This window comes from Leisingera sp. M527, from assembly GCF_025141525.1.
Lineage (GTDB): Bacteria > Pseudomonadota > Alphaproteobacteria > Rhodobacterales > Rhodobacteraceae > Leisingera.
Genome location: NZ_CP081037.1, coordinates 1,432,474 through 1,459,119, shown reverse-complemented (window position 1 = coordinate 1,459,119; position 26,646 = coordinate 1,432,474). Strand labels below are relative to the sequence as shown.

General features: G+C 63.5%; 24 protein-coding genes and 1 tRNA gene. 12 read left to right on the top strand and 13 right to left on the bottom strand.

The window, feature by feature from the left end:
• Positions 1 to 201: 201 nt before the first annotated feature.
• On the bottom strand, positions 202 to 570 hold the full coding sequence (locus K3555_RS07295; RefSeq protein ID WP_259991512.1) for a hypothetical protein: 369 nt from the start codon (positions 568 to 570) through the stop codon (positions 202 to 204).
• A gap of 412 nt (positions 571 to 982) precedes the next feature.
• Between K3555_RS07295 and minC the strand changes: the two genes are divergently transcribed.
• From minC to K3555_RS07270, 5 genes are all read left to right on the top strand, one after another.
• A complete protein-coding gene (gene minC, locus K3555_RS07290) occupies positions 983 to 1,747 on the top strand; it encodes a septum site-determining protein MinC (RefSeq protein WP_260007962.1) in 765 nt (254 codons plus the stop codon).
• 55 nt (positions 1,748 to 1,802) lie between these two features.
• Positions 1,803 to 2,621, top strand: coding sequence for a septum site-determining protein MinD (gene minD / locus K3555_RS07285; RefSeq protein ID WP_205877415.1), 819 nt, complete (start codon positions 1,803 to 1,805; stop codon positions 2,619 to 2,621).
• A 3-nt stretch (positions 2,622 to 2,624) separates the two neighbouring features.
• The gene (gene minE, locus K3555_RS07280; protein WP_259991506.1) at positions 2,625 to 2,888 is read left to right on the top strand and encodes a cell division topological specificity factor MinE; all 264 of its coding nucleotides are present in this window, start codon (positions 2,625 to 2,627) and stop codon (positions 2,886 to 2,888) included.
• A gap of 142 nt (positions 2,889 to 3,030) precedes the next feature.
• On the top strand, positions 3,031 to 4,473 hold the full coding sequence (locus tag K3555_RS07275) for an HD-GYP domain-containing protein (RefSeq protein ID WP_260007961.1): 1,443 nt from the start codon (positions 3,031 to 3,033) through the stop codon (positions 4,471 to 4,473).
• Positions 4,474 to 4,504: 31 nt separating this feature from the next.
• The gene (locus tag K3555_RS07270; protein WP_259991502.1) at positions 4,505 to 5,191 is read left to right on the top strand and encodes a M48 family metallopeptidase; all 687 of its coding nucleotides are present in this window, start codon (positions 4,505 to 4,507) and stop codon (positions 5,189 to 5,191) included.
• Positions 5,192 to 5,240: 49 nt separating this feature from the next.
• Here the strand turns inward: K3555_RS07270 and K3555_RS07265 are convergent, their stop codons facing one another.
• The 8 genes from K3555_RS07265 to K3555_RS07230 all read right to left on the bottom strand — a co-directional run bounded on the left by K3555_RS07265 (position 5,241) and on the right by K3555_RS07230 (position 12,909).
• Entirely contained in the window at positions 5,241 to 5,789 is a 549-nt protein-coding gene (locus K3555_RS07265) for an RSP_2648 family PIN domain-containing protein (protein WP_260007960.1), read from the bottom strand.
• A 5-nt stretch (positions 5,790 to 5,794) separates the two neighbouring features.
• Positions 5,795 to 7,009 carry an RSP_2647 family RNA methyltransferase gene (locus tag K3555_RS07260; RefSeq protein WP_260007959.1) on the bottom strand — a complete coding sequence of 405 codons (1,215 nt, stop codon included), beginning with the start codon at positions 7,007 to 7,009 and terminating at the stop codon, positions 5,795 to 5,797.
• 83 nt (positions 7,010 to 7,092) lie between these two features.
• Positions 7,093 to 7,761 carry a DUF6778 family protein gene (locus K3555_RS07255; protein WP_260007958.1) on the bottom strand — a complete coding sequence of 223 codons (669 nt, stop codon included), beginning with the start codon at positions 7,759 to 7,761 and terminating at the stop codon, positions 7,093 to 7,095.
• A 190-nt stretch (positions 7,762 to 7,951) separates the two neighbouring features.
• Positions 7,952 to 8,221 carry a hypothetical protein gene (locus K3555_RS07250; protein WP_259998415.1) on the bottom strand — a complete coding sequence of 90 codons (270 nt, stop codon included), beginning with the start codon at positions 8,219 to 8,221 and terminating at the stop codon, positions 7,952 to 7,954.
• Entirely contained in the window at positions 8,205 to 11,009 is a 2,805-nt protein-coding gene (locus K3555_RS07245; protein ID WP_260007957.1) for a bifunctional [glutamine synthetase] adenylyltransferase/[glutamine synthetase]-adenylyl-L-tyrosine phosphorylase, read from the bottom strand. Before K3555_RS07245 ends, K3555_RS07250 begins: the two co-directional genes overlap by 17 nt.
• Before the next feature lie 564 nt (positions 11,010 to 11,573).
• Positions 11,574 to 11,659 (bottom strand) — tRNA-Leu (locus tag K3555_RS07240).
• Positions 11,660 to 11,767: 108 nt separating this feature from the next.
• Complete coding sequence (locus tag K3555_RS07235) at positions 11,768 to 12,373, bottom strand: tetratricopeptide repeat protein (RefSeq protein ID WP_409201678.1); 606 nt, start codon at positions 12,371 to 12,373, stop codon at positions 11,768 to 11,770.
• A 65-nt stretch (positions 12,374 to 12,438) separates the two neighbouring features.
• The gene (locus K3555_RS07230) at positions 12,439 to 12,909 is read right to left on the bottom strand and encodes an Lrp/AsnC family transcriptional regulator (RefSeq protein ID WP_260007955.1); all 471 of its coding nucleotides are present in this window, start codon (positions 12,907 to 12,909) and stop codon (positions 12,439 to 12,441) included.
• 126 nt (positions 12,910 to 13,035) lie between these two features.
• On the opposite strand from K3555_RS07230, the gene putA reads away from it, so the two are divergent.
• The 3 genes from putA (at position 13,036) to K3555_RS07215 (ending at position 17,986) form a co-directional block, all read left to right on the top strand.
• Positions 13,036 to 16,449, top strand: coding sequence for a bifunctional proline dehydrogenase/L-glutamate gamma-semialdehyde dehydrogenase PutA (gene putA / locus K3555_RS07225; RefSeq protein WP_260007954.1), 3,414 nt, complete (start codon positions 13,036 to 13,038; stop codon positions 16,447 to 16,449).
• A gap of 53 nt (positions 16,450 to 16,502) precedes the next feature.
• Positions 16,503 to 17,273 (top strand): rhomboid family intramembrane serine protease, encoded by a 771-nt coding sequence (locus K3555_RS07220; RefSeq protein WP_260007952.1) that lies wholly within the window; start codon positions 16,503 to 16,505, stop codon positions 17,271 to 17,273.
• Positions 17,274 to 17,608: 335 nt separating this feature from the next.
• Positions 17,609 to 17,986 carry a GFA family protein gene (locus K3555_RS07215; protein WP_259991479.1) on the top strand — a complete coding sequence of 126 codons (378 nt, stop codon included), beginning with the start codon at positions 17,609 to 17,611 and terminating at the stop codon, positions 17,984 to 17,986.
• Between the two features lie 93 nt (positions 17,987 to 18,079).
• Here K3555_RS07215 and K3555_RS07210 read toward each other — a convergent pair whose 3' ends face one another.
• A complete protein-coding gene (locus tag K3555_RS07210; protein ID WP_129371244.1) occupies positions 18,080 to 18,865 on the bottom strand; it encodes an inositol monophosphatase family protein in 786 nt (261 codons plus the stop codon).
• Between the two features lie 190 nt (positions 18,866 to 19,055).
• On the opposite strand from K3555_RS07210, the gene K3555_RS07205 reads away from it, so the two are divergent.
• Entirely contained in the window at positions 19,056 to 20,075 is a 1,020-nt protein-coding gene (locus K3555_RS07205; RefSeq protein ID WP_260007950.1) for an NADP-dependent oxidoreductase, read from the top strand.
• 84 nt (positions 20,076 to 20,159) lie between these two features.
• On the opposite strand, the gene K3555_RS07200 is transcribed toward K3555_RS07205, so the two are convergent.
• Complete coding sequence (locus K3555_RS07200; protein WP_259991475.1) at positions 20,160 to 21,065, bottom strand: LysR family transcriptional regulator; 906 nt, start codon at positions 21,063 to 21,065, stop codon at positions 20,160 to 20,162.
• Between the two features lie 98 nt (positions 21,066 to 21,163).
• Between K3555_RS07200 and metF the strand changes: the two genes are divergently transcribed.
• From metF to K3555_RS07185, 3 genes are all read left to right on the top strand, one after another.
• Complete coding sequence (metF, locus tag K3555_RS07195; protein WP_259998400.1) at positions 21,164 to 22,033, top strand: methylenetetrahydrofolate reductase [NAD(P)H]; 870 nt, start codon at positions 21,164 to 21,166, stop codon at positions 22,031 to 22,033.
• A gap of 64 nt (positions 22,034 to 22,097) precedes the next feature.
• The gene (locus K3555_RS07190) at positions 22,098 to 22,583 is read left to right on the top strand and encodes a PaaI family thioesterase (protein WP_259998398.1); all 486 of its coding nucleotides are present in this window, start codon (positions 22,098 to 22,100) and stop codon (positions 22,581 to 22,583) included.
• A gap of 92 nt (positions 22,584 to 22,675) precedes the next feature.
• Complete coding sequence (locus K3555_RS07185; protein WP_259991471.1) at positions 22,676 to 23,191, top strand: DUF2867 domain-containing protein; 516 nt, start codon at positions 22,676 to 22,678, stop codon at positions 23,189 to 23,191.
• A gap of 95 nt (positions 23,192 to 23,286) precedes the next feature.
• Here K3555_RS07185 and K3555_RS07180 read toward each other — a convergent pair whose 3' ends face one another.
• Both K3555_RS07180 and K3555_RS07175 read right to left on the bottom strand, forming a co-directional pair.
• A complete protein-coding gene (locus tag K3555_RS07180) occupies positions 23,287 to 24,363 on the bottom strand; it encodes a DUF2235 domain-containing protein (protein WP_260007948.1) in 1,077 nt (358 codons plus the stop codon).
• Positions 24,341 to 26,638, bottom strand: a complete 2,298-nt coding sequence (locus tag K3555_RS07175; RefSeq protein ID WP_260007946.1) for a xanthine dehydrogenase family protein molybdopterin-binding subunit — start codon at positions 26,636 to 26,638, stop codon at positions 24,341 to 24,343. Before K3555_RS07175 ends, K3555_RS07180 begins: the two co-directional genes overlap by 23 nt.
• Positions 26,639 to 26,646 lie beyond the last annotated feature (8 nt).

Here is a 26,646-nt window from a genome sequence, read left to right as displayed (position 1 = left end):
CTCAGCGGCCCTCCCGCGCCTGCAGATGCGCCGGCTGGCGCCAGCACCCCTTGGCAGCCTTGGGCATGGCATCCTGCCAAGGCAGGATGCGCGCCGGACCTTAAGGTCCGGCGCCGGGCCCAACCGGGAGGCCGGCATTTCAGATGCAGGCCGGACGGGCGGGAGCCTCGCTTTGCGTCGCCAATCTGCGCATTTCCGCTGCTAGACGCCCCAAAGCCCCCAGCCGCCCAAAGCCGCGACCGGCACGAACAGCCAGCCTTGCGGCAGCAGCCCATAGCCAGTGCGGCGCAGCGGCGGCACCACAATTCCGATCGCCGCAGTCACCGCCGCCAGAGCTGTTCCCGCCAGCGCCATGTCAGCCGAGCCGCGGGCGCCGAGAAACAGGAACAGAGCCATCAGGCCCAGGTAGCCGGTCACCAGATGCCAGCAGAACAAGGTGGTTTCGCGCACGACATCCGGCAGCTGCCGGTCCTGTGCCAGCGGCACCGCACATTCCCGGCCCCCGATACAAGCGTGAACACCCATCCACAGGGCCGCCAGCGCTGACGCCGCAAGTAAAGTCCACTGCATCGCAATTCTCCAATTTCTTAATAAAATCAATACCGCCGGTCAAATGTGAAACCTGGCAGCCTATTCAAACCATGCCAAGCCGGAAGGCACCACTGGCAAATACGCCGCAGAGGCTGCAGCTGGTGCGACGTTACTCCGGCACTGTTGATTGCGCCCCCGCGGCGCTGTGCCGCCGCCGCTGGTTCTGGATGGCGGCTGGGCAATGCCTCCTGCCCCGGCAGCGCGGACAGCAATCCTTTTTTGCACAACCTGAGGCAGTCTTCCCGCGGAATTCCGCCGCTGAAATCGGCATCCGGCGCATGTCCGCCGAGGCGGGCTTGCACCGGTTGAACGGGCCGCCCCGCAACCGCTATCCATAAGCAAAAGAACAAGCGGCAATACAAAGGCCGCAATCCCCGAGCAGGAGCCTCGCGTGAGCGTGCCGCATCAAGACATCCCTCCCCGTGGCGGTGCCCCCGCCGCCGCCATAAAGCCGTTTCAGATCCGCGGGCGGTATTTCACCGCCGTTGCGCTGCGCCCCGAAGACGGCCCGCTGGACAAGGCGTTTTATGCGGCGCTTGACGCGCAACTGCGCTGGAGTCCGCATTTCTTTGACGGTGCGCCGCTGATCCTGGATCTGGCCCAGGCTCCGGGGCTGACCCGCCCGGCTGAGCTGCGCGCACTGGCCGACAGCCTGCGCAGCCGCGGCCTGGCGGTGTTCGGGGTGCAGAACGCCTCGCCCTCGCAAACCGCTGCCGCCGAAGATGCCGGGCTGATCACCATTGCCAGCGGCAAGGATGCACCGCTGAACACCGAAGGCCCGGCCCGGCCCGGTACCCGGCGGGAATTGCCCAAGAAATTGCGTCCGCCGCAGAACCGGCTGATCACCCAGCCGGTACGGTCCGGCCAGACGGTTGTGGCCGAGGGCGGCGATCTGGTGGTGGTCGGGCCGGTCAGTTCCGGCGCCGAGCTGATTGCACGCGGCAGCATTCATGTCTATGGCCGCCTGCGGGGCCGCGCCATGGCTGGCGCCGAGGGTGACGAGGCGGCGCGGATCTTCTGCAACAGCCTGGACGCCGAGCTGCTGGCAGTCGCCGGGCTGTACAGGACAAGCGAAAATTTGGAACCGGAGCTGTTGAACCGCCCTGTGCAGGTGTTCCTGCAGGACGGACGGCTTTGTGTGGAGCCCCTGGGATGAGCGCAGGGATAAGGAAGGCAGAACGATGAGCAAGGACCTGAAACTGGAAGAGCCGCTGGGCAAGGTGATTGTGGTCACCTCGGGCAAGGGCGGCGTTGGCAAGACCACCACCTCCGCTGCCGTCGGCGCCGAGCTGGCGCGGCGCGGCCACAAGACGGTGGTGATCGATTTCGACGTCGGGTTGCGCAACCTGGACATGATCATGGGCTGTGAACGCCGGGTGGTGTTCGACTTTATCAATGTCATTCAGGGCGACGCCAAGCTGAAGCAGGCGCTGATCCGCGACCGGCGTCTTGAGACGCTGTCGGTGCTGCCGACCTCGCAGACCCGCGACAAGGACGCGCTGACCAAGGATGGCGTCCAGAAGGTGCTGGAAGAGCTGCGTCAGGAGTTCGACTATATCATCTGCGACAGCCCTGCGGGCATTGAACGCGGCGCCCAGATGGCGATGCATTTTGCCGATGAGGCGATTGTGGTGACCAACCCCGAAGTGTCCTCGGTGCGCGACAGCGACCGGGTGCTGGGCCTGTTGAACAGCATCACCGACCGGGCGGGCAAGGCCGGTGCGGAGCCAATCAAGGCGCATGTGCTGATTACCCGTCACGACAAATCCCGCATCAGCAACGGTGAAATGATGACGGTGGAGGATGTGCTGGAGGTCCTGGCAGAGCCGCTTTTGGGGATCATCCCTGAAAGCAAGGCAGTGCTGCGGGCCTCCAATCTCGGCGTTCCGGTGGTGCTGGATGACCCTTCTGCGGCGGCCACCGCCTATGAGGACGCGGTGGGCCGGCTGATCGGCGAGCAGATTGAGATGCGGATCGCCGCCGACCGGCGCCCCGGCCTGCTGCAGCGGCTGTTCGGACGGGCGGTGTAGGGCATGTTTGGTTTTTCCCTCCGCCCCCGCAAAGCCTCGGCCAGCACTGCCAAGGAACGGCTGCAGATCCTGCTGGCCCATGAACGCAGCAGCAGCGGCGGTGTCCGCCCCGACTGCCTGCCGCAATTGCAGCGCGACATCCTGGAAGTGATCCGCCGCCATATGCAGATCGGCGACGAAGCGATCGACATCCGCATGGAACGCGGCGATGAGCTGTCGAGCCTGGAGATCAACATCGAGTTTCCCGGCAAGCTGGGCATGAACTGAACTAGCCCGGCGGGGCAGTGCATGTCCCGGCAGTTTTAATAAATTCCGGCGCGAATTCCCCAACCCGCCCGCGCCGGGGTAAGGGCAGGTTAAGCCTGCCCGTGGTGTCATGGGCCTTCCGCATCTATCGCGCAGAAGGCCCATGACTATCTTAAATCCGAATTCGCACCTTTCCGGTGCCGCCTCTCAGGAAACCTTGCGGCTGGGGGAGCTTCTTGGCGCGCTCAGCCATGCGCTGGACATGACCGAAGGCCAGCCCAAGGGGCATTGCCTGCGCTGCTGCTGGATCGGCATGCAGGTGGCCGCAGAGCTGAGGATGGCGCCTCAGGCGCGCTCCGACCTTTATTTCACCTTGCTGATGAAGGATCTGGGCTGCAGTTCCAATGCCGCCCGCATCTGCCAGCTGTACAAGACCGACGATCTGTCCTTTAAACGCGATTTCAAAACAGTGAACGGCCTGCGCCAGGGGCTGGGGTTCCTGTGGCGCAACACGGCCAGCGGCGCCGCGGCCTGGATCCGGCTGAAGACCCTGAAACAGGTGCTGGCTAGGAACAGCAGCATTGCCGCAGAGATGATCGACACCCGCTGCAACCGGGGTGCGGCAATTGCCCGGCAGATGCGGTTTTCCGAAGCTGTGGCCGAAGGCATCGCCGGCCTGGATGAGCATTGGGACGGCGGCGGCCTGCCGCAGGGCCTGGCGGGCGATGCAATCCCGCTGTTCTCGCGCATTGCGCTGATGGCGCAGGTGGTGGATGTCTTTGCCGCCGAGCGGGGGATCGAGGGCGCCGCAGCCGAGCTAGAGCGGCGTGCGGGCACATGGTTCGATCCGGATCTGGTGCCGGTCTTCACCTCGGTGATCCGCCGGCCGCGCTTTTTGCCGGATCTGTGGGACCCCGGGCTGGAAGCAGAAGTGCTTGCCACCCCGCAGGCCCGGCACATTCATCCGGTGGATGAGGATTACCTGGATGAAATCAGCGAGGCGTTTTCATTGGTGATCGACGCCAAAAGCCCGTTCACCCACGGCCATTCGCGGCGGGTTGCGCGCTATACCGGCATGATTTGCGACCAGCTGGGCTATACCCCGGAACGGCGGCGCTGGATGGTGCGGGGGGCGCTGCTGCACGACATTGGCAAGCTGGGGATCCCGAACACTATTCTGGACAAGCCGGGCAAGATGACCGAGGCGGAAATTGCCCGAATGAAACAGCATCCGGTGCTGGGCCATCAGGTGCTGAGCCGGATTTTCGCCTTTCGCGGGCTGGCGGATGTGAGCGCGGCGCATCACGAGCGGCTGGATGGCAAAGGCTACCCTTACGGTCTGGACGCCGGCCAGCTGAGCCAGGAGATGCGGATTTTGGCGGTGGCCGATATCTTTGACGCGCTGACGGCGGACCGGCCCTATCGTGCAGCGCTGCCGCTGGAGGAGGCCTATGCAATCATGGACAAGCTGTCGGGACCTGGAATTGATCCGGACTGCTATGCCGCGCTGCAGGACGCGGTCACGGCCAGCGGCTGGCCGTCGGGCCAGGACAGCCTGCCGCAGGAAAGCGGATGGGCGGCAGCGGAACATGCAGAAACCGCTTGAGCCTGGCAGGGTCAGCCCCCATATCTGAAGCATGCTGCGCCTTTTGCCCATTTTGCTGGCCGTCGCTTACGGCCTGGTGATGTACCGGATTTCGATCTGGCGCACCCACCGTGAGCTGGACCAGCGCTCAACCGAGCTGGCGGATGCGCGGCTGAAAGGGCTGACCGACCGGCTGGCGGCGGCGCTGGAGGTTGCCCGCATTCCGGTGCATATCTATGAGGTCGATCCGGTCAACGGGCTGGCGGCGCCGGACGGGCGGATCTTCATCACCCGCGGGTTCTACCGCAAGTATCAAAGCGGCGAGGTCAGCGCCGAGGAGCTGGCCTCGGTGATCGCCCATGAGCTGGGCCATGTCGCGCTGGGGCATGCGAAGAAACGGATGATTGATTTCTCCGGTCAGAACGCCCTGCGCACGGCGCTGATGATGATCCTGGGCCGCTACATTCCCTTTATCGGTCCGTGGATAGCCGGGGTGCTGACCGGTTTGATCGCAGCGCGGCTGTCACGCGGCGATGAGTATGAGGCAGATGAATATGCCGCCGCATTGCTGACCAAGGCTGGCATTGGCCTGGCGCCGCAGAAAAGCCTGTTCACCAAACTGGAAGAGCTGACCCAGGCGCGCGCGGGCATGGCGCCGGCCTGGCTGATGAGCCACCCGAAAACCGAAGAACGCATCGCCGCGCTGGAGCGGCTTGAAGCGAAATGGGCCAAGGGCTGAGAGCGTTGCGGCCTTGAGGGGCCGGCCCCTCAAACTCCCCGGAGTATTTTCACAAAGAAGAAGACAAGGCCTTGGCGAGACGCGGCAGCCGCGCCTTTTTCAAAAGCGGGCGGATCTCCCAGCTGCCGCCGGAGAGGCGGTTGGCCTCTGCCAGCACCTCGGCGCCGAGGGTCTCCATGCCCGCGCTGTCCTGCAGCCAGAAGCGGTAGAGAAGTTCGTCCGCGCCTATGCGCTCCAAGCCTTCCTCGGCCAGGGTGTGACGGGGGAAGTCCTTGTTGTTGAGGGTAACAATTGCGTCGGCGTGGCCGGCGATGGCGGCGGCCAGCACATGGATGTCGGCGCTGTCCGGCAGCCAGAGGCGGGATTCAACGCCCGGAGATGCGGGCACTTCGGCCCTGGGCCAGTTGGCGCGGGCCAGAGCAGTCTCGGCCTTGGCCTGCGCTGCGCCTTCAGAGCCGAGTTTCAGCGCGGCGCGCTCCCACTCTCCCAGAATGCGCGCAGACCAGAGCGGGGTGAAATGCCCCAGCCTGGCCGCGCCCAGCAGCATCTCCCGCATCACCGTCGGGTAAAGCACGCAAGTGTCCAGGAGCAGCTTCATCCCCGTCAGTCCAGCCGGAAAAAGACAGCCTTAAGGTAGCCGCTTTCGGCCAGCTGCGGCAGCTGCGGGTGGTCGGGGCCGGCATAGCCGGTGTGGATCAGCGTGCTGCGGCGGCCGGATCTGCCGATGCCGCGGGCAGAGGCGTTGCGGAATTTGGCGAGATCCGCCGCGTGCGAGCAGGAGCACAGGCCGAGATAACCACCGGGTTTGACCAGCGGGGCGGCCAGTTTGGCAATGCGTTCATAGGCCCGCAAGCCCGCCTCCAGTGCCTGTTTCGATGGCGCAAAGGCAGGCGGGTCGCAGATAACGGCGTCGAAGCTTTCGCCTTCCTTCTGCAGCGCGTCCAGCACGTCGAACGCATCGCCCTGGCGGGCGGTGAACCTGTCCTTGTGGCCGCTGGCTTCGGCGCCCCGGGCCGCCAGCTCAAGTGCGGCGGCAGAGCCGTCGACGCAGGTGGCGTGCGCGGCCCCCCCTGCCAGCATCGCCAGGCCAAAGCCGCCGACGTGGGAGAACACATCCAGTACCTTGGCGCCCTGCCCGGTGAGGCGGGCGGCAAAAGCGTGGTTTTCGCGCTGATCGAAGAACAGCCCGGTTTTCTGGCCGCCGGTGAGGTCGGCCATATAGGTGGCGCCGTTCATCTGCACCGGCACAGGTGCGGCGGGCGTTTCGCCCAGCAGGGTCTGGTTCTGATCGTCCAGCCCTTCCAGGGTACGGGTGCGGCCAGCGGCGTTTTTCAGGATCACTTCTGCGCCGGTCACATCCGCCAGCGCTGCGGTGAGCATGTCCAAATGCATCTCGGCCCAGGCGGCGTTGGGCTGGACCACGCAAACGGCGCCGAACCGGTCGATGACCACGCCGGGCAGCCCGTCGGATTCGGCATGGACCAACCGGTAGAAGGGCGCGCCGTACAAGCGTTCGCGCATCTCCAGTGCGCGGGACAGGCGGGCAGCGAACCAGGCCTGATCAATCTGCGCTTCCGGATCGCGGTCGAGCATCCGGGCAATGATCTTGCTGTCCGGGTTCACCGACACCAGCCCCAGCGGGTTCTGCGCCTCATCCTCCAGCACCGCCAAGGTGCCGGGCGCCAGTTTGCGGGTGCGGCGGTCGGTCACCAGTTCGTTGGCATAAACCCAAGGAAACCCGTGCCGGATGGCGCGGGCGTTGGATTTGGGTTTCATTTTCACGCGGGGGCGCTGATGCGCATCTGAGGAGGCTGTCATGGGTCCCTCATAGCCGTAAGCCCGGAACAGGAAAAGGGGCCGCATGGCCCCTTCCCGCAGAACTTTGCCGCTGCGCCTTGGCTTTATTGCAGCGCCTGCAGCAGCCCCAGACGCGGGTTCCGGTAGCTGCCGGGTTTGGTCAGCTCCTGGCGGACCACATTGGCTAAGTGGCCGGTGATGCGCACTTTCTGAGTCTGGCCGCGCGACATGGCTTCCAGGGCGCGGGCGCCGCCAAAGGCCTTGAGATCGGCCTCGATGGTTTTTTCCGGGCGCAGCAGGGCACCCGTGGCCGGATCGGTGAGCCGCATCTTGAAGGTGATGGCGTGAATGCCGCCGGTGGTGTAGCGGGCCTTTTGGGTCAGGGCGTGAAAGCGCTGCAGTTCGATATGCAAGTCGGCCTTGATTGCGCCGCCCATGCCGGTGCTGCCGGCCTCCATGGCGCGCTGCACGATTTTTTGCACCTGGGCGTGGCGGTCGCCGTAAGGATCCTCGCGCCAGACAATATCGCCTTTGGGCAAATAGCTGTTGGCCTCGGAAACGGAGAGGCTGCGCGGCACATCGACGGTAACGCGGCTGACCCGCAAGGCTGGCACCGGATCCACCTGCGGCAAGGATTCATAGCCGTCGGGCACGTTCACCGCCGCGTCGGGCACCGGCTCGAACGGCAGGTTGCGCGACGGCACGTCCACCGAGGCGCAGGCGGACACCATCAGCCCGAGGGAGACGAATGCGAGGCTGCGGAAGATGTTCATGGCTCTGCTCCTTACCGTTTTTCAGCCGCCAGGTCAGGGTCCGGTTGGCGGGTTCAACAGCAAGATGCGGGTCAATCGGGGCAGAATTGGGACAATTTACGTCCAATTTAGCGAAAAATTAACGAATGTTGACGGACCAATAACACTGACGGGCCGGTAACTTTTGCCCCGGCCCGTCCGGATGCTGCCGTCAGCGTTCCCGCGATCGCCAGCCGCCGCGGCGGCGCGGTGTGGCGCTGCCTTCCAGCCCGTCGCGCAGCACTGCGGTCATCGGATGGTCCGGATCTGCGCTGCCGTACATCTCCAGCAATGCGCCGATGTCTTCCCGGCTGTCGCGGGCCGCGTCCATGCCCAACGCCCAGTCAAAGAAAATGCTGCGGCATTGCGCGCTGGTAATGCCGTCGATCCGGTAGGATTCATAGATCAGACCGCGCGGGTCCTGTTCAGTGCTGCCCTTCATCCGCCCCATCCCTTTCCAAGGCCTCTGCAATCAGCGCCGCACAGCGTTTGTAACGGGTCTGCAGCTCCTGCTCCAGCGCATCCAGCCGGGCATAACCGGTGGTGCGGCAGAGGAACTGCGCACCGCCCTCCCCGATCGTCTCCGCCTCGATGGCTTTGCCGGAAAGCAGCCGCGCGGCACTTTGCACCGACCAGAATAGCCGGTAACTGGCGGTCAGGTATTCTGCATCCGCGTCATTCAGCCATCCGGCAGCGACAGCCCCCAGCAGGCCGGAAGCCACATCGCGCGCCACCGAGTCGGAAGTAAGCGCGCCGGCTTGAGACAAAAGCTCGATATCCATCATCCGGCCGGCGCCGTTTTTGGCGTCCCACAGGCCTGACGGCGCCTTGGCGGCGGCCAGCCGCACGCGCATTTCCGAGACCTCCTGCAGCACCTTGGCCAGGTTCCGCGGCTGGGCCAGGAAAGCCGCGCGGAAGGTTTCGATTTCGGCGGCAAGGACGGCCTCGCCCGCAACCACCCGCGCCCGGGTCAGCGCCAGATGCTCCCACACCCAGGCCTCGTTCTGCTGGTAATTGGTAAAACCGGCCAGGCTGACCGCCACCGGCCCCTGGTTGCCCGAAGGCCGCAGGCGCATGTCGACCTCGTAAAGCTTGCCCTGCGCCATCGGGGCTGAAAGCGCAGTGACAAAGGCCTGGGTCAGCCGGGCGAAATAGGGCCGCGTGGCCAGCGGGCGCTTGCCTTCGGACATCTCCGCATCGCCCGGGTCATAGATCACGATCATGTCGAGGTCGGATTGCGAATTGATCTGCCCTGCCCCCAGCGACCCCATCGCCAGAACCGCCGCGCCGCGCCCTGGCGGCGGGCCGTGTTTGCGGGAAAACTGCGCCACCACTTCCGGAGCGAGGCCGGCAATCACCACCTCGGCCAGTTCGGCGTATTGGACACCCGCCTGATGGCCGTCTGTCAGCCCGCGCAAGTGGTGCACGCCGATGCGGAAATGCCATTCCTTACACCAGCGGCGGGTGGCATCCAGCCGGGCCTCATAGTCGCCTTCCTGCGCCAGCCGTTTTTTCAGTTCCGCCCGCAGCTGCTCTGCCCCCGGCCAGGGATCAAAGAAGGAGCCGCCGATCACCGCATCAAACACCCCGGAATTGCGGGACAGGAAACTGGCCAGCTCGCGCGAAGTGCCGGCGATATCCACCAGCAGATCGATCAGCTGCGGGTTGGCGCCGAACAGCGAGAACAGCTGCACCCCGGCCGGCAGCCCGGACAGGAAACCGTCCAGCGCCACCAGGGTCTCGGCCGGTTTGGCGGTTTTGGCAACGCGCGACAGCAGCTCCGGTTTCAGCCGCTCAAATATCCGCGCCCCGCGGGAAGAACGCAGCGCCGGATAGGTCGGCCAGCGGGCGATGATGGCGCCGTCCAGCTTGGCGGTGTCCTCTGCGGTGCCAGCTGCGGCTGGCGTGCCGCCGGGCGAGAAGAACCCCTCGGTCAGCTCATGCACTTCGGTCAGCCGGTCCCTGATTTGTGCCGTCAGCTCCGCCGGATCGCGGTCCATCAGGCAGGCGATACGGGCAATGCCGTCCTCGGATTTGGGCATCTGGTGGGTCTGCGCGTCATGCACCATCTGAATGCGGTGCTCAACCTCGCGGTGGGCGCAGTAATGGGCCGACAGGGTTTCCGCGGTGCCCGGCGGCACCCAGCCCTTGTCTGCAAGGGCGGCCAGCCCCTCGACGGTGCCGCGCAGGCGCAGGCTCTCGTCGCGCCCGCCAGCGATCAGCTGGCGGGTCTGGGTGAAAAACTCGATCTCGCGGATACCGCCGCGGCCCAGTTTCATGTCGTGGCCCGGCACATGCAGGGCGCCGCCGGTACCCTTGTTCTCGCGGATGCGCAGGCGGATGTCATGGGCGTCCTGGATGGCGGCGAAATCCAGGTGACGGCGCCAGATAAAGGGGCGCAGGGTGGTCAGGAACCGCTCTCCCGCCGCAATGTCGCCCGCACAGGGGCGTGCCTTGATGTAGGCGGCGCGCTCCCAGGTGCGGCCCAGGCTTTCATAGTAGCGCTCGGCCGCTTCCATCGCCAGGCAGACAGGGGTGACCGCCGGATCCGGGCGCAGCCGCAGGTCGGTGCGGAACACATAGCCGTCGCCGGTGCGGTCGCTGAGGGCGGCGCACATGTTCTTGGTTGCGCGCACCATGCCCTGGCGCGCCTCAAAGAAGTCATCCGGGTCGAACCGGGTTTCATCGAACAGGCAAATCAGGTCGATATCGGAGCTGTAGTTCAGCTCATGCGCGCCCATTTTACCCATCGCCAGAATGGTAAGCCCGCCTGCGGTTTCCACATCATCCTCTGTCAGGCCCGGCAGTTTCTTGCGGCGGATCAGATTGGCGATTTCCGCCTTGATAGCCACATCCGCACAAAGCGCCCCGAAGTCCGTCAGCGCCCCGGTCACCTGTTCCAGGCTCCAGCCGCCGCTGAGGTCGCAAAGCGCCGTCAGCAGTGCCAGCCGCCGTTTGGCCTGGCGCAGGCCCGGTTTCAGCTGTGCCGCCTCTAGCGCCCGGCAGTCTGCAAAGACCGCTGCCAGCGCGGCGTCAGGATCCTGCAGCGCCTGCGGCAGCCAGGCCGCCTCGCGCGCGGTCAGCTCCTTAAGATACGGGCTGGAGCCGCAGGCGCCTGCCACCAGTTCAGCAAACGCGCCGGACAGTTCCGGCACCAGGCTGCGCGCCTCGGCGCCAAGGCCGGGATCAAAGGGGCGGGGAATGCGGGAGATATTCAGGGCTGTGGTCATGCGCCGAGACTGTTCCCGCCGCAGCGGCGCGTCAATGGCCGAATTGCCGCTGCCCGGCACAGGTTTACCTAAGGTCAGGAAAACCTGAATGGATAAACAGTCCAAGTAAAGATATCGTTAATACACGGTCATGCTCCGGTTCCCGGGGCCGTTTCGTTGTAAAGAGTATCTTGTTAACAGGGGATGCCGGGCTGTGCTGCAAGCACCCCGGCCCTGCTTGGGACATTGCGTATTTTGCAGTGCCGTCACCTGCCCGGCTTGTGTATCGGGAGCATGACCGTGCGATCCTCTGCCGATCCTGAACTTGGCGCTGTCTGCCAGAATGTTTGCGATGTTTCGCAGAGCAATGAGCAGCAGGCGTCCGGGTGCGCATTTTCGAACTATTGCGTAACTTCCTGTCAGTCCCTTGGAATATGTACGATAACGGGCCACTAGCAGTGAAGAAAACCATCCTCAAAACCGCATTCAAAGCACCCATGGCCTACGACCGCCAAAACGGTTTTCGAACTCCGCAAGCGTCTGTAATATTTGATTTTTTGGGATTTTTTACGTCTGAATGTAAAATGGTGCGGACGGCGGGACTCGAACCCGCACGGCCATAAGGCCAGGAGATTTTAAGTCTCCGGTGTCTACCATTCCACCACGTCCGCACAAGGCGCTGCCAAGCGGCGCCTTTGCAGCAGGTCTAGCCTTCTGAATTCATGCGGACAATCGGTTTTCAGCGTTTTGCTGGAATTTTTCCCGCGGTGCGGGCGCCGCTACAATTCCGTATCCCCCGCTCCTGCAGGTGCCAATGGCCCGCCCGGGTCAGCCAGATAACGCTCTGGCAGCCAGGGGTTCAACGCCAGCGCCTCGGCCAAAGCTGCCCGCGCCTCCTCCAGGCGCGACAGGCCGTAAAGCGACAGCGCCCGTCCGCTCATCGCGGCAATATGGCGGGGCGACAGATGCAGCGCCCGGTCCAGATCACGAAGGGCGGCGGCAAAATCCCGGCGCAGGTAGTGCACAAAGGCGCGCTGGTTGTAGCCCTCGGCATAGTCCGGGCAGTAGGCGATCAGCTGATCGAGATCCTCCAAAGCCCCCAGAAAATCAAAGGACGTGCGCCTTGTCATCCCGCGGTCAAGCATCGCCTGGGCCTGCGCATCCGGCGCATCGGCCCAGAACTCCCACATCCGGTTGGCAATTTCACGCGCCTGATCTTCGGTGGCGGCCTTCTGCACCTCGAACAGCAAGCCGTCCAGCCGGGCGCTGTGGTCTGGCGCCGCCGGGCAATCGGACGCCTGCACAGGCGCGGCCATAGTTAATGCGGCGAAGACGGCAGCAAATCCAGTAAAGCGTGGCGGTGTGCGAAACAATACATAGAGCATGAGCCTATGCTGGCATATTTCGGCATTCAATCAAGTCAACTGCGCGTGCGCGTATTCCTTCTGCCTCACAAAGGCGCCAGTGCGCCGTCTTCCTTTATCGCTTCCATCGCCACATAGGTCGAGGTTGAGGCGACATGCGGCAGCGAGGAAATCTTTTCACCCAGCACCGCCCGGTAATCGGTCATCGAACGGGTCCGCACCTTCAGCAGGTAGTCGAAATGCGACGCCATCATATAGGCCTGTTCGATCTCCGGCAGTTTCGCCACCGCCGCGTTGAACTTGACCAGCGCCGCCTCGCGGGTGTCGTCCAGTTTTACCTCGACAAAGGCGACGTGATCCAGACCCAGCCGGATCGGATCCACCAGGGCGCGGTAGCCGGTAATGATCCCCTCCGCCTCCAGCCGCCTGAGCCGGGTCTGGGTGGGTGTTTTCGACAGACCGATTTTGCGGGCCAGATCGGCAATGGAGATCCGGCCGTCCTCACTCAGCACATTCAGAATCGCCCGGTCGAACCGATCCAGGTCAGGAAAGTTCATTTGCACTTCTACCTTTCGTATTTTTCCCGCTTTCGCCTGTGTATCCCCCATTTTCAGGCGATTGTCCCGCAAGAAAGGGTGTATCCTAAGCAAAAGCCCTGCACACCCTTTTGTGGAGTTCCCCGCATGACCACCCAACCAAAACTGCGCCACCGGATCGATGCCGGCACCTATGCCGACCAAACCGCGGTGCGTGACCAGCTGATTGTCCAGGCGGCCCTGTCTGACACCGACCGCGCCCGGATCTGTTCCAGTGCTGCTGCCCTCGTGCGCGATATCCGCGGCCATTCGGCGCCGGGCCTTATGGAGGTGTTCCTTGCCGAATACGGGCTGTCGACCGATGAAGGGGTCGCGCTGATGTGCCTCGCTGAGGCGCTGCTGCGGGTGCCGGATGCCGACACCATTGATGCGCTGATCGAGGACAAGATTGCGCCCTCCGACTGGGGCAAGCATCTGGGCAAGTCCACCTCTTCGCTGGTCAATGCCTCGACCTGGGCCTTGATGCTGACCGGCAAGGTGCTGGACGAGGAACGCAGCCCCATCGGTGCCCTGCGCGGCGCCATCAAGCGTCTGGGCGAGCCGGTGATCCGCACCGCCGTCAGCCGTGCGATGAAGGAGATGGGCCGCCAGTTCGTGCTGGGTGAAACCATCGAAAGCGCGATGGACCGGGCAGCTGGGATGGAAGCCAAAGGTTACACTTACTCCTACGACATGCTGGGCGAGGCCGCCCGGACCGAGGCTGACGCAGCTCGCTATCACCTGTCCTATTCCAAGGCGATCTCGGCCATTGCCGCTGCCTGCAACAGCGACGACATCCGCAAGAACCCCGGCATTTCGGTGAAACTCTCTGCTCTGCACCCGCGCTACGAGCTGGCGCAGGAAAGCAGCGTGATGGAGCATCTGGTGCCGCGGCTGAAGGCGCTGGCACTGCTGGCTAAGGCGGCGAAAATGGGCCTTAACATCGACGCCGAGGAGGCCGACCGTCTGTCGCTGTCGCTGGAGGTAATCGGCGCCGTGGTCTCGGACCCCTCTTTGGCCGGCTGGGACGGGTTTGGCGTGGTGGTGCAGGCCTATGGCCCGCGCACCGGGCTGGCCATCGACGCGCTGCATGAAATGGCTGAGACTTACGACCGCCGCTTTATGGTGCGGCTGGTCAAAGGCGCTTATTGGGATACCGAGATCAAACTGGCGCAAGTCGAAGGCGTCGATGGGTTCCCGGTGTTCACCAACAAGGCGCTGACCGATGTCTCTTATATCTCCAACGCGCGCAAACTGCTGGGGATGACGGACCGGATTTACCCGCAGTTCGCCACCCATAATGCGCATACTGTCTCGGCGATCCTGCATATGGCTGCGGACAAGGACAGCGCAACATACGAATTCCAGCGCCTGCACGGCATGGGTGAAACCCTGCACCAGATGGTGCTGGAGCAGAACAAGACCAACTGCCGGATTTATGCGCCGGTTGGCGCCCACCGCGATTTGCTGGCCTATCTGGTGCGCCGCCTGCTGGAAAACGGCGCCAACAGCTCATTTGTGAACCAGATCGTGGACGAGAATGTCTCGCCGGATATTGTCGCTGCGGACCCCTTCGCGGCAGTTGCCGATATCAGCCGCAAGATCCCGACCGGGCCTGAGCTCTACGCGCCCGAGCGCCCGAATTCCAAAGGCTTCGACCTGGGCCACGCGCCGACGCTGGCCGCTATTGAAGAAGCCCGCGCGCCCTGGCGCACGCACCGGTGGCAGGCCGGGCCGCTGCTGGCAGGCGATGCCCGCCCCGAGACTGCCAAGGATGTGACCAACCCCGCCGACCTGAGCGTAACCGGCACCGTCAGCCAATGCAGCCCCGAGGATGTCGAGCTGGCGCTGGCGCTGGCCGACCCTTGGGATGCTCCGGCTGCGGAACGCACCGCGATCCTGAACAAGGCTGCCGACCTCTATGAGGAAAACTTCGGCGAGCTGTTTGCCATCCTCGCCCGCGAAGCCGGCAAAACCATCCCCGATGCTGTGGCCGAACTGCGCGAGGCGGTGGATTTTCTGCGCTATTATGCGTCCCGCATTTCTGACGCGCCGCCTGCGGGCATTTTCACCTGCATCTCGCCCTGGAACTTCCCGCTGGCGATCTTCACCGGACAGGTTGCGGCAGCACTTGCCGCAGGCAACGCCGTATTGGCCAAACCCGCCGACCAGACCCCGCTGATCGCCCACCGCGCCGTACAGCTGATGCATGAGGCAGGCGTGCCGCGCGCAGCCATGCAGCTGGTGCCGGGCCGCGGCAGCGTGGTTGGTGCCGCCATCACATCGGACCCGCGGGTCAATGGCGTCGCCTTCACCGGCTCTACCGCAACAGCGATGCGTATCCGCAAGGCGATGGCCGACAACCTGCAGCCCGGCGCGCCGCTGATTGCGGAAACCGGCGGTCTGAACGCGATGATCGTCGACTCCACCGCGCTGCCGGAACAGACCGTGCAGGCTGTGATCGAAAGCGCCTTTCAGTCGGCCGGCCAGCGCTGCTCGGCGCTGCGCTGCCTATACCTGCAGGAGGACATCGCCGACACCGTGCTGAAAATGCTGAAAGGCGCGATGGATTGCCTGCATCTGGATGATCCCTGGCATCTGTCGACTGACAGCGGACCGGTGATTGACGAAGGCGCCCGCGCAGGCATCCTGGCCCATGTCGCCAAGGCCCGCGCTGAGGGCCGCGTCCTGAAGGAAATGCGCGCGCCGCAAGGCGGCACCTTTGTGGCCCCCACAATGATCGCAATCCCCGGCATCAGCGCGCTGGAAGAAGAGATCTTTGGCCCCGTTCTGCATGTTGTGCGGTTTAAATCCCAGCAGTTGGATCAGGTGATTTCCGACATCAATGCAACCGGTTACGGGCTGACCTTCGGGCTGCACACCCGGATCGACGACAGGGTGCAGCATGTCTGCGACCGGGTCCATGCGGGCAACATCTATGTGAACCGCAACCAGATCGGCGCCATTGTCGGCAGCCAGCCATTCGGTGGCGAGGGTCTGTCGGGCACCGGCCCCAAGGCCGGCGGCCCCTATTACCTCAGCCGTTTCTGCGCGCCGGACCGTCAGCAAAGCAACGCAGTGTGGGAGACCACCTTTGCCGAACTGCCCGGGGAAAGCGGCGTGCCTGCGCGCGCCGTGACCACCTCCCTGCCCGGCCCGACCGGGGAATCGAACCGCCTGACCGTCTCGGCCCGCCCGCCGCTGTTGTGCATGGGACCGGGCCCCGAGGCTGCGGCGGAACAGGCCAAGGAAGTGATCAGCCTCGGCGGCACCGCGATTGAGGCGCATGGCATGTTCGACCTGCACCGGCTGGAGGCGATCCAGGGCATTGCGGGCGTGCTGTGGTGGGGCGACGAGGCGACAGGCCGCGAGATAGAGCAGTGGCTGGCCAAGCGCGACGGTCCGATCATCCCGCTGATCCCCGGCAAGCCCGACCGCGCCCGCGTCCTGGCTGAACGCCACGTCTGCGTCGATACCACCGCCTCCGGCGGCAACGCGGATCTGCTCGGCGGAAACGCCTGAACTGCGCCCGATAAGTGCTTGACGCTGGGCCGTTTCCGGCCCAGCGTTCCCCCATGTTTCCGATCCGCGACCACAACCCGTCCGGCCGCAGGCCCTATGTCGTCTATGCGCTGATGGCGGCGAATATCCTGGCCTATGTCTACTACACGGTGAGCTATGCCAGCCCCCGCGCGTTGGCCTTTTTCTATGACGCCTACGCGGTGGTGCCGGCCGAGATCAGCCACGGCTACGGGTTCGAGACCCTGTTCACCTCAATGTTCATCCACGCAGGGCTGATGCATCTGGGCGGCAACATGCTGTTCCTGTGGATCTTCGGTGATAATCTGGAGGATGAGATGGGCCACCTCCCCTTCCTTGTCTTCTACCTTGCCAGCGGTATCGGCGCCGGGCTGATACATGTCTATTCGGCGCCCGGGTCCATGGTGCCCACGGTGGGGGCTTCCGGCGCCATTGCGGGCGTCATGGGCGGCTACCTGTTGATGTTCCCCAAGGCCCGCGTCGATATCCTGCTGGTGCTGATCATCTATTTCCGCATCTTCACGATCCCCGCTTTTGTGATGCTGGGCGTCTGGCTGGCGATGCAGTTCTTCGGCGGGCTCGGCGCTGATCCCGATCAGGGCGGCGTTGCCTATTGGGCCCATGCCGGCGGTTTTGCGGTGGGTCTGGTCCTGTGCCTGCCCCTGTGGCTGCGGCGCGGTGGCCCGGCGTTCTGGAACAAGACCCATGGCCAGCCGCCGCATCCGGAGAACGAGTATGAATATGCCGCCAGCCGCATCCCCAAGCTGCCGCGCAAGAAGCGCAATCCGGGGCCTTGGGGAAAATAGAAGGAGGGCGGCAGTTTAGCCAGTCCTTAAGAAGCAACAGCTGACCTGCTGCATCGGCGCGGCCAGATAAGCCGCCAGCGATCTGCAATGAATCGCTGGCACTTTCAGCGACCGGCTTGACCAGCCCGAAATTGAACCGCATCGCAGACCTGCGAAAATGGCTGGTTTGCTGTATCCAGTAAAAAAAGCAGGGCATTTGGTCGTCGAGCGGCCTGCTGTGATAATAATCTAAAAGTAATACAGGCCGCTCTAACCCGATTCTCCTCCCCCCTGAAGAAGACCGGGATGTCAGGGATGTAGGGCCGCGAAAAGCTGTGTCCAGTACAGGAAGTGATATGGAACACCTGAAAGCCACCTGCCACTGCGGCGCTATTGAGATCGAGGCAGAGTTTCCTGAAGGCCTCGCCTCGGCTGCGCGCTGCGACTGTTCATTTTGCCGCCGCCGCGGGGCGGCTGCCGTGACCGCCATTGCCGCCAGCCTGAAGGTGCTGAAAGGGGCCGGGAACCTCAGCCTTTACACCTGGGGCAGCCACACGGCGAAACACTATTTCTGCAAGACTTGCGGCATCTACACCCATCACCAGCGCCGTTCAGATCCCAAGGAATGCGGCGTCAATCTGGGCTGTATCGAGGGAGCAAACCCACGGACCCATCCGGAAACCTATGGAGAGATCCCCTGGAACGACGGGGTGAACCATCCGTCGGATCAGTAGTTTAACACGCTGAGGGCAGCGCCCGATCGGCCAGGCGAAACAGAAAACGCGGCCCAAAGGCCGCGTTTCCGGTACTCAAAGCTCCGCGGTGGTTCAGCCGCGGATCACCTTGGCGAAGCTATCAAAGATCGGCTCGTTCGAGCACACCACAGAACCGCTGTCGATAATACCTGCCTCGGGGTCGATTGCCTCGGCAAAGCCGCCGGCTTCTTTCACGATGATGATGCCTGCGGCCAGATCCCAGGCGTTCAGGCGGCGTTCCCAGAAGCCCTCGTAACGGCCCGCAGCCACATATGCCATGTCCAGCGCGGCAGAACCCCAGCGGCGCACACCAGCGCAGGCAGGCATCAGGCGGGCCAGGTCCTGCAGAGTCAGCGGCAGGTCGGCACGGCCGCCGAACGGCACACCGGTTGCGAAAATGGACTCAATCATCCGGTGACGGCCCGACACGCGGATACGGGTGTCGTTCATCCAGGCGCCAGCACCCTTTTCAGCAAAGAACATCTCGTCCTTGGCGGCGTCATAAACAACGCCCGCAACGATCTTGCCCTTATGCTCCAGCGCGATCGAGATCGCCCAATGCGGCAGCCCGTGCAGAAAGTTGGTGGTGCCGTCCAGCGGGTCGACGATCCAGCGGCGGGTCGGATCCTCGCCGTCTTCCTCGCCACCCTCTTCGGCCAGCCAGCCATAGGTCGGGCGCGCATTGCGCAGATCGTCCTTGATGATCTTTTCAGCGGCGATGTCGGCCTTGGAGACAAAATCGCCGGCACCTTTCATCGACACCTGCAGGTTCTCCACCTCGCGGAAGTCTTTCACCAGGGAACGGCCGGCCTTGCGGGCGGCCTTGATCATCACATTGAGGTTTGCGCTGCCAATCATGTCTGCAGTATCCTGTCACGTCGGGGAGATGCCGGTCAAACCGTGCCTATACGCCCCCTGCCCGCAGTTGCCAAGGGGCTTTGCCGCATTGAGGGTTACGGGCCTGACGCCCGGTTACAGCTGCCTGAGCGGTTGAATTCCTGTGTTGCGGCGCCCAAACTCCAACGCAATCAGATCAAGGAACAATCCCATGCCCGACCAGATGCAGCGTATCGTGCTGGCCAGCCGCCCCGAAGGCCAGGCCAGTGAAGACAATTTCCGCCTTGAGGCTGCAGACATGCCCCAACCCGGCGAAGGTGAAGTGGTTGTAAAAGTTCATTATATGTCGCTGGACCCCTATATGCGCGGCCGCATGAACGCGGGCAAATCCTATGCCCCGCCGGTCGAAATCGGGGAAACCATGACCGCGGGCGGTGTTGGCGAAGTGATTACCTCAAACAGTCCGGAGTTTGCTCCCGGCGACTTTGCCCTGGGCATGTTCGGCTGGGCCAGCCATGCCTGCGCCCGCGCCTCAGAGCTCCGCAAGCTGGACCCGCAGATGGCGCCGCTCACCACCGCGCTCGGCGCTCTCGGCATGCCGGGGTTTACCGCTTGGCATGGCTTGGACGCCTATGGCCGCCCGCAGGCGGGTGAAACCTTGGTGGTCGCGGCTGCCACCGGCCCGGTGGGGTCAATGGTTGGTCAGCTGGCGAAACAGGTAGGCCTGCGCGTGGTTGGCGTTGCGGGTGGTGCAGACAAGTGCAAGCTGGCGGTTGAAACCTTCGGCTTTGATGCCTGCCTGGACCACCGTGCCTATGCGGATGCCGGAGCGCTGAACGCGGCACTGGCCGCTGAATGCCCGGACGGCATCGACATCTACTATGAGAACGTTGGCGGCAAGGTGCTGGAGGCCGTGCTGCCCTTGATGAACCCCCATGGCCGGATCCCGGTCTGCGGCATGATCGCCTGGTACAACAGCGCCGAAACCGATCTGACCGCCCCCGCTATCTGGCGCTCGGTGCTGACCAGGTTCCTGTCGGTGAATGGTTTCATCATCTTCAACCACTACGACCGCTATCCGGAATTCCTGCAAGAGGTCGCGCCCAAGATCGCCAGCGGCGGGATCAAGTATCTGGAAGACATCGCCGAGGGGTTGGAGAACGCGCCCAAAACCTTCCTGTCGATGATGCAGGGCGGCAATACCGGCAAGCAGATCGTTAAACTGGTCTAAGGCCAGGCGCAGCGCTGACAGTATCACGCAACCGCGCGGAGCGGGCACGGAAGCCGGAACGGCGCCCGGCCGCTCCGCGCCTTGTCAAACATGCTGCAGCTTACGCGCCTCGACCTTGGCCAGGCGGATCAGCTCCTGCATGTAAGGTTTCCCGCGGTCCTCCGCCCGGATCGCCGCATACAGCCTGCGGGTGATCCCCGATTTGGTCAGCGGCCGGGTCACATAATCCGACGAGTACTTCACCTCCCGCACCACCCAGTCCGGCAGCACCGACACACCGCGGTTTGACGCCACCAGCAGCAGGATCACCGCTGTCAGCTCAACCTGGCGGATCGACGCAGGTTCCACTCCCGCCGGGATCAGCAGCTGGCTGAACACATCCAGCCGGGTCTTCTCCACCGGGTAGGTGATCAGGTTCTGACCGATGAAATCCGCAGCCTCGACAAACGGTTTCTCCGCGAGAGGGTGCTGGGCCGAGGCAACAAACACAGCATTGTAATCAAACAACTCAATAAATTCGACGCCGGCGATGTCCTCGGGATCGGAGGAGACCACCAGATCCACCTCCTCCTTTTGCAGCGCGGGCAAGGCATCAAAGGCCAGGCCGGGGCGGATATCCACATCCACATCGCCCCAGTTCTTGCGGAACCCCTCCAGCACCGGAAACAGCCATTCAAAACAAGCGTGGCATTCGATGGCGATGTGCATCCGTCCGGTATTGCCATCCCGCAAAGAGGAAAATTCCGCTTGTGCTGCCGCAAGTTGCGGCAAAACCTGCTCGGCCAGCCGCAACAGACGCAGACCCGCCGGTGACAGTTTCATCGGCTTGGACCGGCGGATAAACAGCTCGACCCCCGCCTGTTCCTCCAGACCCTTCACCTGATGGCTCAGCGCGCTTTGGGTGATGTTCAGCTGATCCGCGGCGCGGGCCAGCCCGCCAGCCTCGTGAATGGCCTTGATGGTGCGGAGGTGACGGAACTCAATATGCATTCTTCAATTGTGCTCATGTTGTTCTTGAGGATTATGAAATTGTCTCACAATGCTGCACATGCAACAAGAGCTGAAATCAACCTAGCGAGAGACCTGAGATGACGACGCCCAAGATTTCCTTTGAATTCTTTCCGCCGCAAAATCTCGAAGCCTCCTTCCGGCTTTGGGACACCGTGCAAGTCCTCGCCCCGATGGACCCGCGGTTTGTGTCCGTGACCTATGGCGCAGGCGGCACCACCCGCACCCTGACCCGCGACGCAGTTGCGACTTTGCACAAATCCTCCGGCCTGAACGTGGCGGCGCATCTGACCTGCGTGAATGCTTCCAAGGCCGAAACGCTGGAGATCGCCGACCAGTTTGCCGAAGCCGGCGTGACCGAGATCGTCGCCCTGCGCGGCGATGCGCCCAAGGGCGAAGGCAAGTTCATCCCGCATCCCGACGGTTTTGCCAATTCGGTGGAGCTGATCAAAGGGCTGGCGTTGCGCGGCAATTTCAACATCAAGGTCGGCGCCTACCCGGACCGCCACCCGGAAGCTGCGGATCAGGCGGCGGACGTGGAGTGGCTGAAGCGCAAGCTGGACGCCGGCGCGAATGAAGCGCTGACCCAGTTCTTCTTCGAGGCCGAGACTTTCTTCCGCTTCCGCGATGCCTGCGAAAAGGCCGGGATCGATGGCAGCAAGCTGACCCCCGGCATCCTGCCGATCGAGAACTGGAAAGGGGCGCGCAACTTTGCCAAGCGCTGCGGCACCATCATCCCCGATTGGGTTGAGAACGCTTTTGAAAAGGCGCTGCGCGATGACCGCGAGGAATTGCTGGCCACGGCGATTTGCACCGAACTGTGTTCGGACCTGCTGGAGGGCGGCGTCGACAAGCTGCATTTCTACACGCTGAACCGCCCTGAACTGACCCGGGATGTCTGCTTTGCCCTGGGCGTCACCCCCAAGGTCTCGCTTCAGAACGTGGCGTAAGCCTTGCGGGCTCCGGCGCGCGGTTTCAAATGGAGGGTACATCCCCGCCAAGGACCCGCGCGCTATGTATTATGCTGAAAAACCCGCCGACCTGCTGACAGTGGAGCAGATCACCCGGATTTCCGGTCTGGACTTCATGCAGGGTATCCTGGACGGCCGCCTGCCCGGCCCCCCGATTGCCGAAACGCTGGGGTATCATCTGCACAGCGTCGAAGACGGCCGGATTGTGTTTCGCGGCACGCCGGAATTCCCCGTCTGCAACCCGATGGGCACTGTGCACGGCGGCTGGTACGGCACACTTCTGGACAGCGCCATGGCCTGTGCGGTGATGACCAAGGTGCCTGCCGGGTCGGTCTACACAACGCTGGAATACAAGATCAACATCCTGCGGGCGATCCCGCTGGGCACCGCCATCGACTGCAGCGGCAGCATCGACCACGTGGGACGGTCCACCGGAGTGGCGCATGGCGAAATCCGAGGAATTGAAGACGGACGCCTCTATGCCACCGGCTCCACCACCTGCATTGTGATGAAGATCGCCGCGGGCTGACCTATTGGCGTAAACGCCTTCCGGGCTTGCCCGCCGCCTTCATCCGTCTATGCTCCAGCAGGCCACCCGGAAAACCCAATAGAGGGCTGATCATGCCGCCAAACAGTCTCGGCCGGGCCGCCACAGCCCGCATTCAAATCCTTGCCCCCGCCAAGGAGCTGGATTTTCTGGATACCCAATCCGTTGTTCTGCCGGCGCCTGTCACGCCGCTGGAGGCCTGGAACATCATGCACGCAAAGCCTTTGCCGGGCATCAAGCTGGCCTTCCGGCTGCGCGACGCCATTTCCGCATGCTTCGGGGTTAAACGCATCGGCGGCATTTCCCGGGCACCAAAAGCGGCAGTGCAAACGGGCGACAAGCTGGATTTCTTTCTGGTAGAGGCCCTGTCGGATGAAGTGATGACCCTCACGGTCCGGGACCGGCATTTGGATGTCATGACCTGTGTTTCCTCCAGCAGCGGAGTTGTGTCAGTGACGTCCTCCGTCAAAACACATAATCTGTTTGGCCGGGTTTACATGATCCCGGTCCGGCCGGCCCACAAACTGATTGTGTGGCTGTCACTGAAACGGCTGCGCCGGGAGTTTGACCGGCGGGCAGCTGCCGGCTGATAGTTATTGCCGCCTAGGCCCGGTATTCATCCCGGACCGGCTTTGCACAGGGGCCCGGATGACTGGCTCAGGTGTTCCCCCGCTGCGCCGAGGTGTCAGGTCTTCGAAAACATAGCCAGCCAGCCGCCAGCTGCGGCAGCTTCCTGTTTGCCGCCATCGACACTGCTGTGCAAACGCTCGCTGCCGTCCAAACCAACCCGGCGGCGGCTGCGCAGCAGGAAAATCTTGCCCCAGCCGCGCCAGGTGCCGACAGACGGCGCCTTGGGATCGACCGGAAACCGCATCCGCCAATCCAGCGGCAGCGGCAAACCGCGGTCTTCGGCCTTTTCCAGCATCCACACCAAAGAGACGTTGGCCTTGGGCCGGGCTTCCTCATAGCCGCCAAGCTGGCCGCCGACGTCACCATGGGCGCCGCGGAACCAGACCTGCTCCACATGCCCGCCCCAGTCCTTGGGGCAATCCCACAACACTGGTTTGAAAACATCGCGTGTCTCGTCCAGCGCCAGCGCGTGGTAACCGCTTTTGACATGGTGGCCCAGGTGGTGGTTGTGGAAGTTATGCCGGTTCTCCGCCCAGCGCCACAGCAGCGGCAGGCGCAGCCCCAAAGCCTTGACCGTATCCCACGCGCCGACCATTTCAATCTCGATGTCTTCGTGGCAATGCGCTGCCGTAAATGCACTCGACGTCTTCGACCGCCCGTTCAGCCGGTAATGCCGGTACGCGGTGCGGATATTGCGCACGGTCGCATGTTCCGCCTTCAGCAGGCCGATCCGGTCGATCACCCCGGCAAGCGAGCGCACCGCATAGGCGCCGCGCGAATAGCCGAACAGATAAATCCGGTCGCCGGGCCGGTAACGCGAGGCAAGATAGCCATAGGCCCGGCGGATCTGACGGTTGATGCCGCGCCCCATCATCACATCGGGGGCGCTGCCCCAGCCTTTCCACTGAACACCGGATTCATAAAAGACCGAGACCTGTCCGCCCATTTCGCGGCACAGACGGAACAGCTGGCCGGCATGGGTTTCATGCCCTTCTTCCAGCGTCGACATGGTGCCGTCCAGGATGATCACATGGGCATGCGGCCCGCGCAGCTTGGTTTCGCCGGAGTGTTCCGAGCGCAGCGGCCGTCCAAGCCACCCTAGAACCTTCTTACTCAGCTGCGTCAGAAACATCCCTAAGCACTTCCCAAACTCTCAGCGGGGTGAACGGCATGTCCACTTGCCGCACGCCACAGTCCCAGACCGCGTCCTGCACCGCATTTGCAACAGCGGCCAGCGCGCCAACGGTGCCTGCCTCGCCGCAGCCCTTCATCCCCATCGGGTTCTGTGTCGACGGCACAGGCTCGGAGGTAAAACCAATCATGGGGACGCCGTTGGCCCGCGGCAAGGCATAGTCCATGAACGAAGCTGTGAGCAGTTGTCCGTCAGAATCATAGACAACACGTTCCAGCATGGCCTGTCCCAGCCCCTGCGCCACCCCGCCATGCACCTGCCCTTCGGCCAGCATCGGGTTGATCAAATTACCAAAATCGTCAACTACAGTGTAGCGCACGACGTCGGATTGCCCAGTCTCCGGATCAATAACAATTTCGGCAATATGTGCGCCGTTCGGAAACGAGCGCCCCGGCAGCCGGGCCCGCGCGGCGTGACGCTGCAGATCAAGCCGGCCTTGCGCGCGGGCCATCTCTGCCGCTTCCAGCATCGTCGGGGTCAGGTTCGATCCCGGAGCCCGGAAGGTTTCGCCGTCAAACTCCACTTTGTCTTCCTTCACCCCCATTTCCTCCGCCAGGAAGGGGATGAAGGCGGCAATCATCGTATCCACTGCGGCCAGCGTGGCGTTTGCCTGTGTTGTCACAGACCGCGACCCGCCGGTGCCGCCGCCCGTGGCGATGCGGTCACTGTCGCCTTGGATGACATGGATGTTTTCCGCCGGGATACCGCTTTGGTCGGCCAGGAACCGGGCATAGACGGTTTCATGCCCCTGCCCGTTGCTTTGCGTGCCGACATATATATTCACCCGGCCACCCTCCAGAAACTCCACTTCCGCGCCTTCTGAAGGATCGCCCAAAATGCTTTCAATATAGTAACAGACCCCAACGCCCCGGTACTTGCCGCGTTTACCATCTGCGGCGCGGCGGGCGGCGAATCCCTTCAGATCCGCCTCATCCGCAGCCCGGCTCAGAACTTTGTCGAAGTCGCCGACGTCATAGGTCTCTCCGGTCACGGTGCCATAGGGGAAGGCCGCCGGTTTGATGAAATTGCGCCGCCGCAGCTCCAGCGGGTCCACACCCAGTTCCCGCGCGGCGCGGTCCATCGCCCGTTCCAGCACATAGATCGCCTCGGGCCGCCCGGCGCCGCGATATGCATCCACCTGGGTGGTGTTGGTGTATATCCCCTCTACCTGCAGCCAAGCAGTCTGGATGTCATAGACGCCCGCCAGCACCCGGCTGAACAGCTGGGTCTGGATTGGCTGACCGAAGTGGGAGTTATAGGCGCCGAGGTTGCACCGGGTGCTGACCCTGTATGCGGTGATTTTCAGATCCGCATCAAAGGCCAGTTCCGCCAGAGAGGTCAGATCGCGCCCGCCGTTGTCGCTCAGCATCGACTCGGTCCGGTCGGCGATCCAGAACACCGGGCGGCCCAGCGCGCGGGCGGCCTGGGAAATGACGAAGTATTCCGGGTAGGGAAAAGCCTTCATGCCAAAGCCGCCGCCCACATCCGGGATCGTGACTTTGACGTCGGCCTCATCCAGCCGCATCTTGGCCGCCAGCTGTGATTTGATCGCCCAAACCCCTTGCCCGCCAAAGGTGAAATGCAGCCGCCCGCCATGCCATTCGGCAAAGCAGCCGCGCGGCTCCATCGAGTTGACGATGATCCGGTTGTCATCGACCTGCAGTGCAACGGTATGCGCCGCAGTGCGGAACGCCTCAGCCGTTGCCGCCTCATCCCCCAAACCCCAATCAAAGGCGCGATTGTCCGGTGCCTCCGAATGCAGCGTCTGACCGCCCGGCAAGACGTCCATCTTCGCAGGCAGATCGTCGATATCCAGCTCGATCAGCTCTCCTGCATCGCGGGCCTGGTCCAGCGTTTCGGCAATGACCACCGCCACCGGTTCCCCCACATAGCGCACGCGGTCCCGCGCCAGCATCGGCCGTTCCGGTGCGGCGCCGCTGGAGCCATCCCGGTTCTTCACAGTGGTGCCATCCATGGAGACATCAAGGCCGGCCGCCTCAAGATCCGCCAGGGTGATCACCGCATGGACGCCCTCAGCTGCGCGCGCGTCCTCAACGTTCAGCGCCGTGATCACGCCATGCGCCACCGGGCTGCGCAATACCCAGGCGCGCAGGGCATCCGCCGGGGCCGCATCCTCGATGTACTGCCCCTGACCGGTCAGAAACCGCAGATCCTCAACCCGTTTTACCGGCTGGCTTTTACCGAATTTGTCCATGCTTGCCC

Excerpts from the sequence above, each read along its gene's own strand:
- K3555_RS07265 (WP_260007960.1), bottom strand. The coding sequence starts at position 5,789 with ATGAAGCTGCTCCTGGACACTTGCGTGCTTTACCCGACGGTGATGCGG.
- K3555_RS07245 (WP_260007957.1), bottom strand. The coding sequence starts at position 11,009 with ATGACCACAGCCCTGAATATCTCCCGCATTCCCCGCCCCTTTGATCCC.
- K3555_RS07260 (WP_260007959.1), bottom strand. The coding sequence starts at position 7,009 with ATGACAGCCTCCTCAGATGCGCATCAGCGCCCCCGCGTGAAAATGAAA.
- K3555_RS07255 (WP_260007958.1), bottom strand. The coding sequence starts at position 7,761 with ATGAACATCTTCCGCAGCCTCGCATTCGTCTCCCTCGGGCTGATGGTG.
- K3555_RS07190 (WP_259998398.1), top strand. The coding sequence starts at position 22,098 with ATGTATTATGCTGAAAAACCCGCCGACCTGCTGACAGTGGAGCAGATC.
- K3555_RS07295 (WP_259991512.1), bottom strand. The coding sequence starts at position 570 with ATGCAGTGGACTTTACTTGCGGCGTCAGCGCTGGCGGCCCTGTGGATG.
- K3555_RS07210 (WP_129371244.1), bottom strand. The coding sequence starts at position 18,865 with ATGATTGGCAGCGCAAACCTCAATGTGATGATCAAGGCCGCCCGCAAG.
- K3555_RS07180 (WP_260007948.1), bottom strand. The coding sequence starts at position 24,363 with ATGTTTCTGACGCAGCTGAGTAAGAAGGTTCTAGGGTGGCTTGGACGG.
- K3555_RS07185 (WP_259991471.1), top strand. The coding sequence starts at position 22,676 with ATGCCGCCAAACAGTCTCGGCCGGGCCGCCACAGCCCGCATTCAAATC.
- K3555_RS07250 (WP_259998415.1), bottom strand. The coding sequence starts at position 8,221 with ATGAAGGGCAGCACTGAACAGGACCCGCGCGGTCTGATCTATGAATCC.
- K3555_RS07215 (WP_259991479.1), top strand. The coding sequence starts at position 17,609 with ATGGAACACCTGAAAGCCACCTGCCACTGCGGCGCTATTGAGATCGAG.
- metF (WP_259998400.1), top strand. The coding sequence starts at position 21,164 with ATGACGACGCCCAAGATTTCCTTTGAATTCTTTCCGCCGCAAAATCTC.
- putA (WP_260007954.1), top strand. The coding sequence starts at position 13,036 with ATGACCACCCAACCAAAACTGCGCCACCGGATCGATGCCGGCACCTAT.
- K3555_RS07235 (WP_409201678.1), bottom strand. The coding sequence starts at position 12,373 with ATGCTCTATGTATTGTTTCGCACACCGCCACGCTTTACTGGATTTGCT.
- K3555_RS07175 (WP_260007946.1), bottom strand. The coding sequence starts at position 26,638 with ATGGACAAATTCGGTAAAAGCCAGCCGGTAAAACGGGTTGAGGATCTG.
- K3555_RS07205 (WP_260007950.1), top strand. The coding sequence starts at position 19,056 with ATGCCCGACCAGATGCAGCGTATCGTGCTGGCCAGCCGCCCCGAAGGC.
- K3555_RS07220 (WP_260007952.1), top strand. The coding sequence starts at position 16,503 with ATGTTTCCGATCCGCGACCACAACCCGTCCGGCCGCAGGCCCTATGTC.
- K3555_RS07200 (WP_259991475.1), bottom strand. The coding sequence starts at position 21,065 with ATGCATATTGAGTTCCGTCACCTCCGCACCATCAAGGCCATTCACGAG.
- K3555_RS07275 (WP_260007961.1), top strand. The coding sequence starts at position 3,031 with ATGACTATCTTAAATCCGAATTCGCACCTTTCCGGTGCCGCCTCTCAG.
- K3555_RS07270 (WP_259991502.1), top strand. The coding sequence starts at position 4,505 with ATGCTGCGCCTTTTGCCCATTTTGCTGGCCGTCGCTTACGGCCTGGTG.
- minE (WP_259991506.1), top strand. The coding sequence starts at position 2,625 with ATGTTTGGTTTTTCCCTCCGCCCCCGCAAAGCCTCGGCCAGCACTGCC.
- K3555_RS07230 (WP_260007955.1), bottom strand. The coding sequence starts at position 12,909 with ATGAACTTTCCTGACCTGGATCGGTTCGACCGGGCGATTCTGAATGTG.